Annotated in this window: 18 protein-coding genes; 9 read left to right on the top strand and 9 right to left on the bottom strand. The window is 63.7% G+C overall.

Going from position 1 to position 15923, the window contains the following annotated elements; all coding sequences use genetic code 11:
• Window positions 1–2: 2 nt before the first annotated feature.
• The 5 genes from ACJRPG_RS11615 to ACJRPG_RS11595 are packed head-to-tail and all read right to left on the bottom strand — an operon-like array spanning window position 3 to window position 6085.
• Window positions 3–1310 carry an ABC transporter substrate-binding protein gene (locus ACJRPG_RS11615; protein ID WP_408000240.1) on the bottom strand — a complete coding sequence of 436 codons (1308 nt, stop codon included), beginning with the start codon at window positions 1308–1310 and terminating at the stop codon, window positions 3–5.
• Between the two features lie 31 nt (window positions 1311–1341).
• A complete protein-coding gene (locus tag ACJRPG_RS11610; protein WP_408000239.1) occupies window positions 1342–2400 on the bottom strand; it encodes a branched-chain amino acid ABC transporter permease in 1059 nt (352 codons plus the stop codon).
• A gap of 2 nt (window positions 2401–2402) precedes the next feature.
• The gene (locus ACJRPG_RS11605) at window positions 2403–3299 is read right to left on the bottom strand and encodes a branched-chain amino acid ABC transporter permease (RefSeq protein WP_408000502.1); all 897 of its coding nucleotides are present in this window, start codon (window positions 3297–3299) and stop codon (window positions 2403–2405) included.
• Between the two features lie 6 nt (window positions 3300–3305).
• The gene (locus tag ACJRPG_RS11600) at window positions 3306–4121 is read right to left on the bottom strand and encodes an ABC transporter ATP-binding protein (RefSeq protein ID WP_408000238.1); all 816 of its coding nucleotides are present in this window, start codon (window positions 4119–4121) and stop codon (window positions 3306–3308) included.
• A 14-nt stretch (window positions 4122–4135) separates the two neighbouring features.
• Window positions 4136–6085: an AMP-binding protein gene (locus ACJRPG_RS11595; RefSeq protein WP_408000501.1), complete on the bottom strand. Its 1950-nt coding sequence runs from the start codon at window positions 6083–6085 to the stop codon at window positions 4136–4138.
• Between the two features lie 213 nt (window positions 6086–6298).
• Here ACJRPG_RS11595 and ACJRPG_RS11590 point away from each other — a divergent pair, with 213 nt between their 5' ends.
• The 7 genes from ACJRPG_RS11590 (at window position 6299) to ACJRPG_RS11560 (ending at window position 12305) form a co-directional block, all read left to right on the top strand.
• Entirely contained in the window at window positions 6299–6910 is a 612-nt protein-coding gene (locus ACJRPG_RS11590) for a Crp/Fnr family transcriptional regulator (protein ID WP_408000237.1), read from the top strand.
• 89 nt (window positions 6911–6999) lie between these two features.
• Entirely contained in the window at window positions 7000–8001 is a 1002-nt protein-coding gene (locus ACJRPG_RS11585; protein ID WP_408000236.1) for an alpha/beta fold hydrolase, read from the top strand.
• Window positions 8002–8065: 64 nt separating this feature from the next.
• A complete protein-coding gene (locus ACJRPG_RS11580) occupies window positions 8066–9880 on the top strand; it encodes an aminopeptidase P family protein (protein WP_408000235.1) in 1815 nt (604 codons plus the stop codon).
• The gene (locus tag ACJRPG_RS11575) at window positions 9877–10134 is read left to right on the top strand and encodes a hypothetical protein (RefSeq protein ID WP_408000234.1); all 258 of its coding nucleotides are present in this window, start codon (window positions 9877–9879) and stop codon (window positions 10132–10134) included. Before ACJRPG_RS11580 ends, ACJRPG_RS11575 begins: the two co-directional genes overlap by 4 nt.
• Window positions 10135–10146: 12 nt before the next feature.
• Complete coding sequence (locus ACJRPG_RS11570; protein WP_408000233.1) at window positions 10147–10890, top strand: MgtC/SapB family protein; 744 nt, start codon at window positions 10147–10149, stop codon at window positions 10888–10890.
• Window positions 10891–10899: 9 nt separating this feature from the next.
• Window positions 10900–11484, top strand: coding sequence for a DUF924 family protein (locus ACJRPG_RS11565; RefSeq protein WP_408000232.1), 585 nt, complete (start codon window positions 10900–10902; stop codon window positions 11482–11484).
• Window positions 11484–12305, top strand: a complete 822-nt coding sequence (locus ACJRPG_RS11560; protein WP_408000231.1) for a Rossmann-like and DUF2520 domain-containing protein — start codon at window positions 11484–11486, stop codon at window positions 12303–12305. The genes ACJRPG_RS11565 and ACJRPG_RS11560 overlap by 1 nt, the downstream gene beginning before the upstream one ends.
• A 71-nt stretch (window positions 12306–12376) precedes the next feature.
• On the opposite strand, the gene ACJRPG_RS11555 is transcribed toward ACJRPG_RS11560, so the two are convergent.
• From ACJRPG_RS11555 to ACJRPG_RS11545, 3 genes are all read right to left on the bottom strand, one after another.
• A complete protein-coding gene (locus ACJRPG_RS11555) occupies window positions 12377–12892 on the bottom strand; it encodes a redoxin domain-containing protein (RefSeq protein WP_408000230.1) in 516 nt (171 codons plus the stop codon).
• Window positions 12889–13431, bottom strand: coding sequence for a carboxymuconolactone decarboxylase family protein (locus ACJRPG_RS11550; RefSeq protein ID WP_408000229.1), 543 nt, complete (start codon window positions 13429–13431; stop codon window positions 12889–12891). Before ACJRPG_RS11550 ends, ACJRPG_RS11555 begins: the two co-directional genes overlap by 4 nt.
• A gap of 68 nt (window positions 13432–13499) precedes the next feature.
• Window positions 13500–14153 carry a MarR family winged helix-turn-helix transcriptional regulator gene (locus ACJRPG_RS11545; protein ID WP_408000228.1) on the bottom strand — a complete coding sequence of 218 codons (654 nt, stop codon included), beginning with the start codon at window positions 14151–14153 and terminating at the stop codon, window positions 13500–13502.
• Window positions 14154–14352: 199 nt separating this feature from the next.
• Between ACJRPG_RS11545 and ACJRPG_RS11540 the strand changes: the two genes are divergently transcribed.
• The gene (locus ACJRPG_RS11540) at window positions 14353–14715 is read left to right on the top strand and encodes a hypothetical protein (protein WP_408000227.1); all 363 of its coding nucleotides are present in this window, start codon (window positions 14353–14355) and stop codon (window positions 14713–14715) included.
• On the opposite strand, the gene ACJRPG_RS11535 is transcribed toward ACJRPG_RS11540, so the two are convergent.
• Window positions 14712–15287: a putative pterin-binding protein gene (locus ACJRPG_RS11535; RefSeq protein ID WP_408000226.1), complete on the bottom strand. Its 576-nt coding sequence runs from the start codon at window positions 15285–15287 to the stop codon at window positions 14712–14714. The genes ACJRPG_RS11540 and ACJRPG_RS11535 overlap by 4 nt on opposite strands.
• A gap of 21 nt (window positions 15288–15308) precedes the next feature.
• Between ACJRPG_RS11535 and ACJRPG_RS11530 the strand changes: the two genes are divergently transcribed.
• Window positions 15309–15923 carry an alpha-ketoglutarate-dependent dioxygenase AlkB family protein gene (locus ACJRPG_RS11530; RefSeq protein WP_408000225.1) on the top strand — a complete coding sequence of 205 codons (615 nt, stop codon included), beginning with the start codon at window positions 15309–15311 and terminating at the stop codon, window positions 15921–15923.

Below are 15923 nucleotides of genomic sequence, written 5' to 3'. Positions count from 1 at the left end.
GCTTACTTCATGCAGGCCGGGGTGATCTTCTTCTCTTCCGCATACTTGTTGGAAGAATCCTCAACCAGCTTGCGCACCAGCGCCTTGTCGCCCACGATCCAGTTCGGCGTGATCGGCACCCACTTGCTGCCATCCCACTGCTGCACCTTCACGGCGCCGGAACCTTCGTGATCCTCGCAGGAGGTTTTCACGGTCGGGAACATATTGACGGCGCCGATTTCCTTCTGGCGGGCGGCGTCGATATTCAGGTTCTCCAGGCCCCAGCGCAGTTGCTCGCCGGTGACGGCTTTGCCCTTGCCGAACTTGGCTTGTGCGGTGCGCATCGCTTCCACGAACAGGATGCCCGCGGTAACACCGCGCATGTGATACACGGTGCCGATGCGTTTCGGATCCTGCAGGTTGCCCTTGCCGCCGCCGTACACGGTTTTGCGGATGCTATCCAGCACCGGATAGTTGCCAGGCGTGTTGAAGGACATGGCGGTATAGCCTTTTGCCGCATCGCCGGAAGGCACGGTGTCCTCCTCCGAACCGGCCCACCACACGCCGAGGATCTTGTCGCGCGGGAAGCCGTTGCGCTGCGCGGTCTTGATGGCGACGGAGTTCATCACGCCCCAGCCCCACAGGATCACATGGTCGGGCCGCGCCTGGCGGATCTGCAGCCATTGCGCCTGCTGCTCGCTGCCCGGCGGCGCCACCGGAATCTTGATCAGTTCAAAGCCGTGCTGCGCAGCCAGCGCCTCCAGCACCGGCAGCGGTTCCTTGCCGAAGGCGGAATCGTGGTACAGGTGCACGATCTTCTTGCCTTTCAGCTTGGCCATGCCGCCGCTCTTGTCGCCGAGGTACTTGATCATGCCTGCCGCCTGGCTCCAGTAGCTGGAGATCAGCGGGAACACATAGGGGAATACCTTGCCGTTGGCTGCGTCGGAACGGCCATAGCCCAGCATCGTCATCGGAATCTTGTCCTGCGGGATGCGGTCGAGAATGCCGTAGGCGATGCCGGTGGACAGCGGCTCCACCAGCGTGGCGCCACCGTGGCTGGTCTTCAGGCGCTCATAGCATTCCACGCCGCGCGAAGGGTTGTATTCGGTTTCGCATTCTTCCCACGCGATCTTCACGCCGTTCACGCCGCCCGCGGCATTCACGAGATTGAAGTAGTCGATGATGCCGCCATAGAAGCCGGAGCCGCCTGCCGCGTAGGAGCCGATGCGGTAGGACGGCAGCGCCACGAACTGCTCCTGCGCCTGCGCCCAGGCTCCCGCTACGGAACCCAGCAGTGCTGCGCCAACGACCAGTGATTTAAGAGCCTTCATTGCTATCTCCTTTTGTGATTTGTTATATGCCTTAGTGGGGGAAGGGCCACAGGCGAAGCTTCTCTTTACCGATTTGCCACAAACGCGCCAGACCGTGCGGTTCCACGATCAGGAAGAAAATAATCAGGGCCCCGAACACCATCAGTTCGAGGTTGGATGCAACGCTGGTCGGCAGCGCCAGGCCGTGCGCCACGACATTGAGGAAGATCGGCAGCACCACAATGAAGGCCGCGCCGAGGAAGGAGCCGAGAATCGAACCTACGCCGCCGATGATGATCATGAACAGGATGCGGAAGGATAGATCGAGGTTATAGGCTTCCGGTTCCACCGTGCCCAGGTAGGCGAAGGCATACAGCGCGCCTGCCACGCCGCAGTAGAAGGAACTGACGGCGAAAGCCAGCAGCTTGGTGCGCATCAGGCGGAAGCCGATCACCTCCGCCGCCACGTCCATGTCGCGCACGGCCATCCAGGAACGGCCCACGTTGGAGCGCACCATATTCTTGGCCAGCAGCGCCATCAGCGCGACCACCACCAGCACCAGCACGTATTTGCGCGCCGGCGTATCGAAGGCGTAGCCGAGAATCTCGATCTTCTGCGCCGTGATCACGCCGGAGGCGCTGCCGCCGGTGAGCCAGGAGATCTTGGTCAGGCACCACACCACGAAGAACTGCGTGGCCAGCGTGGAGGCGGCAAGGTAGAAGCCGCGGATGCGCAGCGACGGCAGGCCGAATGCAATGCCGACCATGGCCGCGCACAGGCCGCCCAGCACGAAGGCCAGCAGCATCGGAATGCCGGGAATGCGGGCCACGAAATTCCATGCCGAGAAGGCGCCGACCGCCATGAAAGCGGCAGTGCCCAGCGAGAGCTGGCCGGCATAGCCGGTGAGGATGTTCAGGCCCAGCGCCGCCAGCGAGAAGATCAGGAAGGGAATCAGGATTGCCGACAGCATGTAGGGCGAGGCAAACATCGGCAGCACCAGCAGGGCCAGCGAAATGGTGGCGATCAGCGCGATGCGGTCCTGCCGGATGGGCAGGATCTGGCCATCGGCTTCGTAGCTGGTCTTGAATTGTCCGGCTTCACGGTAAAACATCTTCAGATCCTCCGGATGATTTTTTCGCCGAACAGCCCTTCAGGGCGCACCAGCAGGAACAGCAGCGCAAGCACATAAGGGAACCAGCCCTCGATGCCGCCGCCGACGAAGGGGCCGATATAGACTTCGGCCAGTTTTTCGGATGCGCCGATGATCAGGCCGCCCACGATCGCGCCCGGCACGGAGGTGAAGCCGCCGAGGATCAGCACCGGCAGGGCTTTCAGCGCAATGAAGGTCAGCGCGAACTGCACGCCGTTACGCGCGCCCCACAGCATGCCGGCCACCATCGCTACCAGGCCGGCGACGGCCCACAGCACGGCCCACACGCGCTGCAGCGGAATGCCGACGGCCAGCGCGGCCTGGTGGTCGTCCGCCACCGCGCGCAGGGCGCGGCCTACCTTGGTGTAGGCGAACATCAGCGCGAGGGCGATCACCATCACGCCGCAGATCGCTGCCGCCATCACGTCGAACTGCGACACGATGATGTTGAACTTGTCCATCAGGTACTGCAGGGGGACATCTTCAATCGGCAGGTCAAGCTTGTGCACCTGAGAGCCCCACATCAGCTGCGCCAGGCCTTCCAGGAAGAAGGCGAGGCCGATGGTGGCCATGAACAGTGTGATTTCCGGCTGGTTGACCAGCGGCCGCAGCACCACGCGCTCGATGGCGAAACCGAGGATGACCATCGCCAGCATGGTGGCCGGAATTGCGAGCCAGAGCGACATGCCGAATTTATCCATCAGTCCGACGCAGGTCAGCGCGGCGAAGAACACCATGGCGCCCTGCGCAAAGTTGAATACGCCGGATGCCTTGTAGATCAGCACGAAGCCGATCGCCACCAGCGCATACATCACGCCGGACAGCAGGCCGCCGATCAGCACCTCGAAAAAGAAATTGATGTCCATTTAATGCGCCACTCCGAGATAGGCATTGATCACATCCTGATTGCTGCGCACTTCGTCCGGCGTGCCGTCGCCGATCTTCTTGCCGTAATCGAGCACCACCACGCGGTCCGAGATATCCATCACCACGCCCATATCGTGCTCGATCAGCACGATGGTGGTGCCGAACTGGTCGTTCACGTCGAGGATGAAGCGGCACATGTCCTGCTTCTCTTCCACGTTCATGCCGGCCATCGGTTCATCCAGCAGCAGAATCTCCGGCTCGGCGGCCAGCGCGCGGCCCAGCTCCACGCGCTTCTGCAGCCCGTAAGGCAGCCGTCCCACCGGCGTTTTGCGGATATGCTGGATTTCAAGGAAGTCGATAATTTCCTCGGCCTTCTTGCGGTGCTCGATCTCTTCGCGCCGCGCCGGGCCCCAGTACAGCGCCTGCATCAGGAAGCTGGACTTCATCTTCAGGTTCCGGCCCGTCATGATGTTGTCCAGCACCGTCATGCCCTTGAACAGCGCAATGTTCTGGAAGGTGCGTGCGATGCCCGACTTGGCCGCCGCATAGCAGTCCATGCCCTTGCGGTGCTGCCCGCGGTAGATGATCTCGCCCTGCTGCGGGCGGTACACGCCATTGATCACGTTCAGCATCGAGCTCTTGCCCGCGCCGTTCGGGCCAATAATGGCGCGGATCTCGTGCTGCCTCACATCGAAGGAAATATTCGTCAGCGCCTTCACGCCGCCGAAAGCCAGCGAGATATTGCGCAGGTCCAGTATCACGGGCCCGATCTGGCGCCCCGTGCCGAAATGCGCACCCGGTTCATTCATTTGCATGGTGTTGTCCTCGCTCATGCGGCCCGCTGCGCCACGACAGGGAAGGTCTTCGCATCCACAATCTGCAGGTCGGCAGACACCATGCCGGTGCGTCCGTCCTCGAACTTGACCAGCGTTTCAATGAACTGCGATGACTTGCCGCTGTAAAGCGCGTCGATCAGCACGCCGTATTTCTCCGCGATGAACTTGCGGCGCACCTTGCGCGTGCGGGTCAGCTCGTCGTCGTCCGGGTCCAGCTCCTTGTGCAGCACGAGGAAGCGATGGATCTGGGTTTCACCCATCAGCGCTTCGCTGGCCAGGTCGGCATTGACCTTCTCCACGCATTCGCGGATCAGTTCCCGCGTCTGCGGCAGTCCTGCCAGGTCGGTATAGCCGGAATAGGCGATGCCGCGCCGCTCCGCCCAGTTGCCAACAGCCTCCATATCGATATTGATGAAGGCGCAGACCTTGTCGCGCTCATGGCCAAAGGCCACTGCCTCCTTGATATGGGGGAAGAACTTCAGCTTGTTCTCGATATAGTTCGGCGCGAACATGGCGCCGCCCGCCAGCTTGCCCACATCCGCCGCGCGGTCGATGATGCGCAGGTGGCCATCCTGGTCGAACACGCCGGCATCGCCGGTGTGGAAGAAACCCTGCTCGTCGATCGCCTCGGCGGTGGCATCCGGACGCTTGTAGTAGCAGTGCATCAGCGTCGGCGATTTCACCAGCACCTCGCCATTCGGCGCCAGCTGCACGTCCACACCCGGCGCGGGCAGGCCCACGCTGTCGAACTTGATCTGGCCGTCCGGCTGCAGGCAGATGTAGGCGCAGGTTTCGGTGGACCCGTAGAACTGCTTGAGGTTGACGCCGATGGAGCGGTAGAAGCGGAACAGGTCCGGACCGATGGCGGCGCCCGCGGTATAGGCCACCCGCACGCGGGACAGGCCGAGCACATTCTTCAGGGGGCCGTACACCAGCACCTTGCCGATGGCATAAGCGATGCGGTCGCCCAGCGCAACCGGCTTGCCGTCGAGGATTTCGGCGCCGCAGCGCCGCGCCACGTCCATGAAGTGATGGAACATGCGCCGTTTAACGGCGCCTGCGTCCTCCATGCGTATCATCACCTGCGTCAGCATGTTCTCGAAGATGCGCGGCGGCGCAAAGTAGTAGCTGGGGCCGATCTCGCGCAGGTCCGTCATCACCGTATCGGCGGATTCGGGGCAGTTCACCGTAAAGCCGGCGGACATGGCCTGTGCAAACGAGAACAGGCAATCGCCCACCCATGCCATCGGCAGGTAGGACAGCACGTTTTCCGCGTCCGTCAGCTTCTCGAAGCCGGTGCCGCCGAAGCCTGCGGACAGCAGCGCCGCGTGGGTCTGGCACACGCCTTTCGGTTTGCCGGTGGTGCCCGAGGTATACAGGATGATCGCGTGGTCCGAAGGCTGGCCGGCGGCGACGGCATCTTCGTAGAAGCCGGGATGCGCCTTGTCGTAAGCGCGGCCCAGTTCCTGCAGGCGGGCAAAGGAAATCAGTTCCGGCTGCGTGTAGTGGCGCATGCCGCGCTCATCGTCGTAGGCAATGTGCGCGATGCCGGGATAGCTCTCCTTCAGCTCCAGCATCTTGTCCACCTGTTCCTGGTCTTCCACCACGGCAAAGTGGATCTCGGCGTTCTCCAGCACATAGCTCATGTCCGCTGCTGGCGCGTCCTGGTACAGCGGCACCGGCACGCCGCCCAGGGCCTGCGCGGCCAGCATCGACCAGTAAAGACGGGGGCGGTTGTCGCCGACAATGGCCAGGTTCATGCCGCGCTGGAAGCCCAGCGATGCGAGGCCGCAGGCCAGCGCGCGCACCTCTTCGTTGACCTGGCTCCAGGTCCAGCTTTGCCAGATGCCCAGGTACTTCTCGCGGAAGGCGGGCTTGTGCGGCCTTTCCTCGCCGTGCTTCAAAAGCTGGCGCGGGAAAGTGAGTCCGTTCGTCTGCACCAGTGTCTCCTTTTGCCCTTCGTGGGGCCTTATATTGATTTCTGATTCAGGCTGCGTTTGTGGGATGATAGTAGCCTGTGTGTTCATGCATTGTTGTCTTTTCAAAGACAATTGCCCGACTTTCGATGGTGCGTCGCAACAATGGAAGATAAGCTCCCAACCCTTACAGAATCCTTGCACTCGTCGCTCTGGGCCAACACGCTTACGCCGGTTCAAATGGCGCGTGTGGAGGCCGAGTGCTACGAGCAGTTTGTGCCGCGCGGCGGATTCGTTTCACGCAAGGGCGAGCCGGCTGAAAGCTGGCTTGGCGTTATCTCCGGCATCGTCAAGATCAATAATTTTTCGCCCACCGGCAAGAGCGTTACCTTCACCGGCGTGCCGGCCGGCAGCTGGTTCGGCGAAGGCACTTTATTGAAAGACGAACTGCGCAAGTACGACTGCATGGCCTTGCGCGACTCGCGCATCGCGCATATGCCGATCTCGACGTTCCGTTGGCTGCTGGAAACCAGCCTGCCGTTTACGCGCTTTCTTCTGATGCAGCTCAATGAGCGGCTTGGCCAGTTCATCGGCCTGGTGGAAAACGACCGCCTGCTGGACCCGGATACCCGCGTGGCGCGCTGCCTGGCCTCGCTGTTCAACTCCCAGCTCTATCCCGGCATCGAAAAGCTGGTGCAGATTTCGCAGGAGGAAGTAGGCCTGCTGTCCGGCGCCTCGCGCCAGCGTGCGAACCAGGCGCTGCAGCTGCTCGAGAAAGAAGGCCTGCTGCGCGTGGACTACGGCGGCATCCGCATCCTCGACCTCGAAGGCCTGCGCCACTTCGAGGCCTGAGAAACTTCTTCCTGTGTTCGTCCCTTAACGGAGGCGGGCGCGCAAGCTCCTTATGCTGTCTGGCACTCGACTGACTTCAGGAGCAGCAAATGCAAAGGCTGAGCGGAAGAAACAGGAAGCTGCTGCTGGCGGCAGGCGCGCTGGCGGCGGCGTATTTCGTGGTGCGGAGCAAGACCCGGCAGGCCGAGCGCGACCATCCGCCGGCCGGGCGCTTCGTGACGGCGAACGGCGTGCGGCTGCACTACCTGGAGAAAGGCAGCGGACCGGTGGTGGTGCTACTCCACGGCAACGGCGCGACCTCGGAAGATTTCCGGCTGAGCGGGCTGATCGATGCGCTGGCCTATGAACACCGGGTCATCGCCTTCGACCGGCCGGGCTTCGGCTATAGCGAGCGTCCGCGCAGCACCATCTGGACACCGGAGGCGCAGGCGGGCCTGCTGGCCGAGGCCTTGCGCCAGCTCGGCGTGCCGCAGGCCGTGGTGCTGGGCCATTCCTGGGGCGCCATGGTGGCGCTCGCCATGGGGCTGGACCATCCGGGCCTGGCGCGCGGGCTGGTGCTGCTGTCCGGCTACTACTATCCGAGCGTGCGCATGGACGCGGCCCTGCTGACGGGGCCTGCGATTCCCCTGCTCGGCGATGTCATGAGCCATACGGTATCGCCGCTGCTGGGCCGCCTGCTGTGGCCAGGCTTCGTGAAGCGGGTATTCAGTCCGCGGCCGGTGGACGCGGCCTTCCGGCGCTGGCCCAAGTGGATGTCGCTGCGGCCGGTGCAGGTGCGCGCCGAGGCGGCGGAAACGGCGCTGATGATTCCTTCCGCGGCAGGGCTGCACCGGCGCTATCCCGAGCTGACCATGCCGGTTGCCATCTTCACCGGCGATGGCGACAAGATTATCCATCCCATGCACAATGCGGCGCGCCTGCACCGCGAACTGCTGCAGAGCGAGCTGCATACGGTGCCGGATGCGGGCCATATGGTGCACTATGCGGCGCAGGACGAGATTGTGGGCGCCGTGCGCAAGATCGTGGAGCGGCGGCCGGGCCTCGATTTCCCGCACGCCGCGCAGCCGGAACCGCCGCGCACCCTGCACTGAGGCGGGCGGGGAAGGGGGCAATCGCGGTATCATTACGCCAATAGTGATACCGCTGAAATTATCCATGTCCGACACCCATACCGCCCTGATCCTGAACCGCATCGATACCCTGCGCGCCGCCATGCGCCGCGAAGGCATCGATGCCCTCGTTGTGCCATCGGCAGACCCGCATCTGTCCGAGTACCTGCCCTCGCACTGGAAGGGCCGCGAATGGCTGTCCGGCTTTACCGGCTCGGTGGGCACTTTCATCGCCACTCAGGACTTTGCCGGCGTATGGACCGATGGCCGCTATTTCACGCAGGCTGAAACGGAACTGGCAGGCACCTCGGTGCACCTGATGAAGATTCCTTCCGGCGCGAGCCTGCTGTACATCGACTGGCTGGCGGAGAACATGAAGCCCGGCCAGACCGTGGCGGTGGACGGCGCGGTGCTGGGCCTTGCCATCGCGCGCCAGCTGCAGTCCGCGCTGGATGCGAAGCAGGTCAAGCTGCGCACCTCGGGCGACCTGCTTAACGCGGTGTGGCCGGACCGCCCATCCCTGCCGGATGCACCGGTGTTCGAGCACCAGCCGCCGCACGCAACGCGCAGCCGCGCCTCCAAACTGGCTGAATTGCGCGCCGTGATGGCGCAGCAGGGGGCTACCCACCATGTGATCTCCACGCTGGACGATGTGGCCTACCTGTTCAACCTGCGCGGCGCGGACGTGAACTACAACCCCATCTTCCTCGCGCATGCGCTGGTGGAAGCGCAGTCGGCCACGCTGTTCGTCCTGGAAGGCAAGGTGCCTGCGGAGGTTGCAGCCGCGCTGGCGAAGGACGGCGTGCGCCTTGCGGCGTATGCCGATGCGCATGCAGCCCTGTCCGCGCTGCCGGCCGATGCCGTGCTGCTGCTGGACCCGCGCCGTATCACCTTCGGCACGCGCCAGGCCGTGCCTGCGGGCGTGAAAGTGGTGGAAGCGATCAACCCCACCACCTTCGCCAAATCGAAAAAGAATGATGACGAAGCGGCGCATGTGCGCGCCACGATGGAGCAGGACGGCGCCGCCCTGTGCGAGTTCTTTGCATGGCTGGAGAAAACGCTGGCCGATGCGAAGCGCGCGCCGCTGACGGAAGTCGATATCGACCATCACATCACGGCGGCGCGTGCGCGCCGGCCCGGATTCATCAGCCCGAGCTTCGGCACCATTGCGGGCTTCCGTTCCAATGGCGCCATCATGCACTACCGCGCCACGGAAGAAGCCTGCGCCACGATCGAGGGCGACGGCCTGCTGCTGATCGACTCCGGCGGCCAGTATGTGGGCGGCACCACCGATATCACGCGGGTGACGGCGGTCGGCAAGATCGGTCCGGAACACCGCCGCGACTTCACGCTGGTCCTGAAAGGCATGATGGCCCTGAGCATGGCCACCTTCCCGCGCGGCACCCGCTCCCCGATGCTGGACGCGATTGCGCGCGCGCCGATCTGGGCCGACGGTATCGACTACGGCCACGGCACCGGCCACGGCGTGGGCTACTTCATGAACGTGCACGAAGGTCCGCAGGTCATTTCGCCATCCATGATGCCGGAGCCGCATACGGCCATGGAGCCGGGCATGATCACGTCGATCGAGCCGGGCATCTACCGGCCGGGCAAATGGGGTATCCGCATCGAGAACCTGGTGCTGAACGTGCCGGCGAAGACCACGGAATTCGGCGAATATCTGCGCTTTGAAACGCTGACCCTGTGCCCCATCGACACGCGCTGCATCGAGCCTTCGCTGCTCTATCCGCATGAAGTGAAGTGGCTGAACGATTACCACGCCACGGTGCGCGAGCGCCTGCGCCCGCACGTCAGCGGCGATGCGCTGGCCTGGCTGGAAGAAAGGACGCAGCCGCTATGAGCTCCCGTTCAACAAGGGCATCGAACGCGCTGGAGCGGCTGAAGGAACGCAGCGGCAACCAGGGCTACTCGATGGTGCGCACCGGCAGCGGCCACTTCTTCCTGACCGAAGGCCCCGGCCAGCCGCCGCTTTGCCCGCCGATGGAGCTGGACGAATTCGTTGCCTTCATCAATGCGCAGGGACCGCAGAAACCAAAACGCGTCAGCAAGCTCGATGTCGAGTTTGAAAAGCAGCTCACCAAGAAGAAGACATAAGAAAGGGCAGACATGCCATTGAGCGATATCCTGCGGGCGTACTGGTCGTCCGCTGAGGTGGTGACGAATGCGGTCATCCTGATGAACCTGGTGGGCGCGCTGCTGCTCGGCATGCTGGTCGGTTATGAACGCTCCTATCACGGGCGGGCGGCGGGCATGCGGACCTACGGCCTGGTGTGCATGGCATCGGCCGCGCTCACGGTGATTGGCGGCTATCCGAATTTCTGGTTCGGCGGGCACGCGCATATGCTGATTGCGGCCGACCCCACCCGCGTTATCCAGGGCATTGTTACCGGCATCGGCTTCCTTGGCGCGGGCGTCATCATGCGCGAAGGTTTCAACATCAGCGGGCTGACGACGGCGGCATCGATCTGGGCCTCGTCGGCGATTGGCGTGCTGGTTGGGGTGGGCTTCTACCTGGCCGCAATCGTGCTCGCGCTGCTGTCGGCCGGTGTCATGATCTACCTGTCGCGCATCGAAGCCTGGCTGCCTTCGCGCCATGCGATTGCCATCACCATGCGCTTCAGGGAAGGCTACGAGCCGCAGGAGGATGCCTTGCGCCGCATGGCGCTGGAGCGGGGCTACGAAATCGCCGGCGGCTCGCTGATGATTGCGCAGGACAAGGGCAAGCTGGAATGGCGCTTCGTGGCGCTGGCGCTGAGCAAGCACAGCGGTTCGCCGATGTCGCAGCTTGCCGGTGAGCTGCGCCGTTTCGAAGGCATCGAAGGCTTCCAGCTGAGCCACGCACGCAACTAAGGAGGCAAAGTGCTCGTTACATCACAGGACGTGCTGGATTTCTGGTTCCTGCCGATTGGCGCGAAGGGCCACAATGCGCAGCGCGCGGAATGGTTCCGCAAGGACGATGCGTTCGACCGCGAAATCTTCCGCCAGTTTTCCGGCGTGATCGAGGAAGCGCTGAGCAACGGCCTGCGCCGCTGGGACGACGAAGGCACGCAAGGCACGCTGGCGCGCATCATCGTGCTCGACCAGTTCACGCGCAACGTCTACCGCGACACGCCGAAAGCGTTCGCCGGCGACGTGCTGGCGCTGGAAGCCGCCAGAATGCTGGACGATTCCGGCGCCAACCAGACCTTGCCGCCGGTGCAGCGGGCGTTTTCCTACATGCCGTTCGAGCATGCGGAGAGCCTGTCCTGGCAGCAGCGCGCGGTGGACCTGTTCGACATGCTGAACGCCTCGGCCACCGGCTTCGACTCGATGCTGGACTATGCGAAGAAGCACTACGAAGTGATACGCCGCTTCGGCCGCTTCCCGCATCGCAATGAGATACTGGGCCGCCAGTCGACGCCTGAGGAAACCGAATTCCTCAAGCAGCCCGGCTCGCGCTTCTGATGCCATCCATTTCAATTATCGGTGCGGGCCATGTGGGGCGTGTGCTGGGCCGGCTGTTCCACGAGGCGCAGGTTTTCGAGTTGCGCGATATCGTGGCGCGCTCCGGGTCATCGGCCGCCGCAGGCGTGGCCTGGATCGGCGCGGGCCGCGCCAGCGGCTACCCGCAGTTGCAGCCGGCCGACGTATTCCTGCTTGCCGTGTCGGACGATCAAATCGAGGAAGCCTGCGCATCGCTCGCGGCGTCGGTAGCGCTGGCTGGCGCCGTTGTTTTCCATTGCAGCGGCGCGCTGGCTTCAGAGCGCCTGCGGGCTGCCCGCGCGGCAGGTGCTGCGGTGGCGAGCATCCATCCGATCCGCAGTTTTGCAGACGTGGACGCCGTCGTTGCCGGCTTCACCGGCACCTGGTGCGGCGCGGAAGGCGACGAGCATGCGCTGGCGGTGCTCGAACCGGCCTTCGCCGCGATCGGCGCGCGCACGGTAAAGATCGACGCCGCCGCGAAAACGATCTATCACGCCGCGGCCGTCTTCGCGAGCAACTACCTGGTAACAATACTGGACGCCGCCTTGCGCGCCTACCAGGCGGCCGGGATTCCCGAGGAAATTGCGCGCGAACTGGCGCTGCCGCTGGCCGAAGAATCGATGCGCAACGTCTTCCGCCTTGGTGCGGCGCCAGCCCTGAGCGGCCCCATCGCGCGTGGCGACCTTGCCACCGTCGAGCGCCAGCAAGCCGCCGTCAGCGCCTGGGACAGCGCCACCGGCGCCCTCTACGCCGCCCTCATCCCCCCCACCCAATCCCTCGCCGCCCGCAAACCCCACAGCTAAACCCTGACACCATGGGGTCAGGCACCAAGCTGTCACATGACACAGGGGGCCTGACCCCATGGTGTCAGGGTTTAGCGGATGGCGCAGGCGTCGTCGGTGCAGGCGGCGCTGCTGGGGGCGGGCTCGGCGATGAGGTGGCCGATTTCGGCGCCCACGGCCATGTCACCGGCGCGGCCGAAGTGGCTCTGGCGCAGCCGCCCTTCGCGGTCGATCAGCAGCAGGCTGGGCGTGCCGCGTAGCTGGTAGGCCTGCATCGTCAGCGGGATAGGGCCCGTTCTCGATGGCTGGTCTATCGCCACCGGGAACTGCACGCGGTATTCGTGCAGGAAGGCTTCCAGCGCCGCCTTGTTCATCACGTCGTGGTGCTCGAATACCGTGTGCAGGCCGAGCACCGCCACGTCGTCTGCGCTGAAAGTCTCGCGGATCTGCTTCGCCTGCGGTATCCCGTGCGATACACAGCCGGGACACAGCATCTGGAAGGCGTAGACCGCTACGACCTTGCCGCGCAAGGCGGCAAGGCTCAGGGGCTCAATGGTGCTGAGCCATGCCGAAACCTGGAGTTCCGGCGCCTGCATGGCGGCGTTCATTTTGCGCGCAGTTTCACGCCAGGGAAGTCGACCGGCACCTTGAAGGCCACGTTCACGTAGTTGGTGAACAGGTTCAGGGCTATGTGCGCCAGGATTTCCACCACCTCTTCGTCGCTGAAGCCTGCGGCGCGCAGCGCGTCCACATCGCTATCGGCAATCCGGGCGCGGTTGTTGACCACGGCCACGGCGAACTTCAGCGCTGCCGCAGTTTTCGGGTCGGCCGACTGGCCGCCCTGGGCCGCACTCATTTCTTCCGCAGTGGCGCCGGCCTTGCGGCCCAGCGCAGTGTGCGCGGCCAGGCAGTATTCGCAGTCATTGCGGTCGGCAATCGCCACGGCAATCTGTTCACCCAGCTTGGCCGGAATCACGCCGCCGCCCAGGGCGCCGAAGGAGCCCCACATGGATTTCAGCGCGGCGCCCGAATTGGCGACGGCCTTGAACATGTTCGGCGTAACGCCGAAGGCCTGGTTGATCTGGCCCAGCAGTTGCTGGCGCTCGCCGGTGGTGGTGTCGGCAGTGAGGAGAGGTACGCGGGACATGGTATTTCCTTTCAACGTTAAAGTAGGAGTCCTAAATAATGCAGCAAAAAAAAAACACAAAACAAAGGTCAAGCAAAAACTTTCCAGTTGCGGGCCTGCGCCATTTCGTCCGCCGGGTCGTGTTCCGCACAGTCGATGCGCAGGAAGGAGATCGGCAGCGGCGCATTCACCAGCCCGCAGTGGTGGGGCGCTTCCGCACCCGGATACTTGTTCGGCTCGAAGTGCTTGCACGACAGGCAGGCGCGCAGCTCCGGGAACCGTTCGGACTTCTGCAGTTCCGCAATCAGCTTGAGCAGCCCGGTCAGCATTTGCACCTGGCTGGCCAGCGGCAGGGCCGATGCAGCTTCGTCCGCAAAACTCAAGGCGCCGCCGATGCGTGCCGCCATGGCGCGCCCTTCATCCGTCAGCAGCAGTGCGGTGGCGCGGCCGTCGTCCTCTGCACGCGCCTTGCGCAGCAGGCCTTTGGACACCAGTGATGCCACCGAGTCGCTGGCGCTGGCGGCCGAAATCGACAGCTGCTTCGCCAGCCAGGACAGGCGCACGCCGCGCGTCCGGTTCTGCAGCAGCTGCAGGATTTCCGCCTGCGCCGGATTCAGGTGCTCGCTGGTCGCAAACTCCCACATCCCCGAGCGCATCACGCTGGCGATGCGGCCGATGGCGGTGATAATCCTGGCCGATACGTCCGGCGTCTTATCCCAGGGAGTTTCAGGTTTGATGTCCATGCCGCGAAGTATAGGGGCATTCCGGGTAATGTCAAGGACTCCTAAATAAATATTTTAAACAGCTAGCGTTGTGAGCCAGCAAAAACGGGTGGGTATTGATCGACAAATTTGGCTGGAAGCAATAAGCTAGGTCTCTCGCTTTCGTATCACGAAATTTGTTCATCTCGGCGTGATGGAGAACGCCGATCAGGGGATTGTTATGTTATTTCTGAAGTCCACATCCGTCACCAAGGCGCCGGGCATTTACGAAGTTGATATTGCCGCCAAGCCGCCTGGCAAGACTTACGGTGTGTATATGGCCACCGATCCGGACAATCCACCAGCCTCTGTCCTCGAAGCTCTCGCCAATGCCGGTTTCGTCAAGACGCATAGCTCCGGCTATACCCACAAGGACCGCGGCAAAGTCCTCGATATCCACTTCCAGAAAGATGGCACCGACCTGTTCAAGGGCTGGAAGCCGGAAGAAGCCGAGGTCAATATGGCCCAGATCAACGAGATCTTCAGCAAGGTCGGCATCGCCGTCACGCCGCGCGTGATGTCGCTGGCCGAGGCTTACGCCTAAGCCTGAACTTCGATGTGGTACAGGGCCCAGGGACAGGAGCCGAAACGCTCCGCCACGGGCTTTGCCGCCATCTCCGGAATGCGGTCTGCGTCGTAGACCGCCCATAGCGGTCCCAGTCCCCCCAGCGCCATCGCCTCGCCATCCAGATGCGTGGCGACGATGAAGCGCTGCGCGCGCGCCTGCGCCAGCGGCACTACGGCGGCGTAGCCGTCCACCGCGCGCAGCACGATCTTGCTGGCGGCGCCCGTTTGCGCGCCGGCCGCCTTCAGCACGTCCGCCAGCAGCGGGCCGCTCAGCGTATGCACCTTGCCGTCGTATTCCAGCGTCGGCCGGATCGTCACGGCGGGCAGGGCCGAAATCGCCGCGAAGTCGAACACCCAGGCTTTATCGAAACCCAGCTTCTGCTTGTGCATCATCTGGTCCGCCACCGGATTGAAGGGGCCGCGGTTTGCTTTCGCAATGGCGCCAGTAACAGTGAGCAGGGCAGGGCCGCGCCTGGCGGAAGGGGCCGCGTGCAGCGCGGGCAGGGCGCCCGCCGCAGCGAGCGCACCGAGGAAGTGTCGTTTGTCCATGGTTCGCTATCATACCGGTCTATGGACCTCTTTTCTTCCGCCGGCGAACTCACGCCAATACCCGTCGAGGATGGCGAACTGGCCTTCATGCCCCAGCTTCCGCTCGCCCTGCCGACCGCCGAAGTGCTGCAGCGCCTGCTCGATGAAACGGCCTGGCGCGAAGAGATGATCACGGTCTGGGGCAAGCAGCACCTGCAGCCCCGCCTCAGCGCCTGGTATGGCGAGGCCAGCTATACCTATTCCGGCAAGACCTTCGCGCCCTTGCCGTTCACAGCGCTGCAGCTGCAGATCAAGGAGGCGGCGGAGCGCGCTACCGGCCACCGCTTCAACAGCGTGCTGCTGAACTGCTACCGCAACGAGCGCGACAGCATGGGCTTCCACAGCGACGACGAACCGGAGCTGGGGCCGGAACCCGCTATTGCTTCGGTAACTTTCGGCGAGGCGCGCACCTTTATCCTCAAGCACAAGCGCCTGCCGCGCACCGTGAAGCTGGACCTTACCGACGGCAGCCTGCTGCTGATGGCCGGCGCCCTGCAGGCGAACTGGCGTCACGGCATCAACAAGGAAACGAAGCCGCGCGGCCTGCGCGTCAACCTCACGTTCCGGCACATTTACTCCGCGCCAATTTCAAAGTAG

It is taken from the genome of Pseudoduganella rhizocola, from assembly GCF_045984285.3.
Lineage (GTDB): Bacteria > Pseudomonadota > Gammaproteobacteria > Burkholderiales > Burkholderiaceae_D > Rugamonas.
Note: the sequence above shows the minus strand (reverse complement) of the source record. Positions and strands in the feature narration are given on the sequence as shown.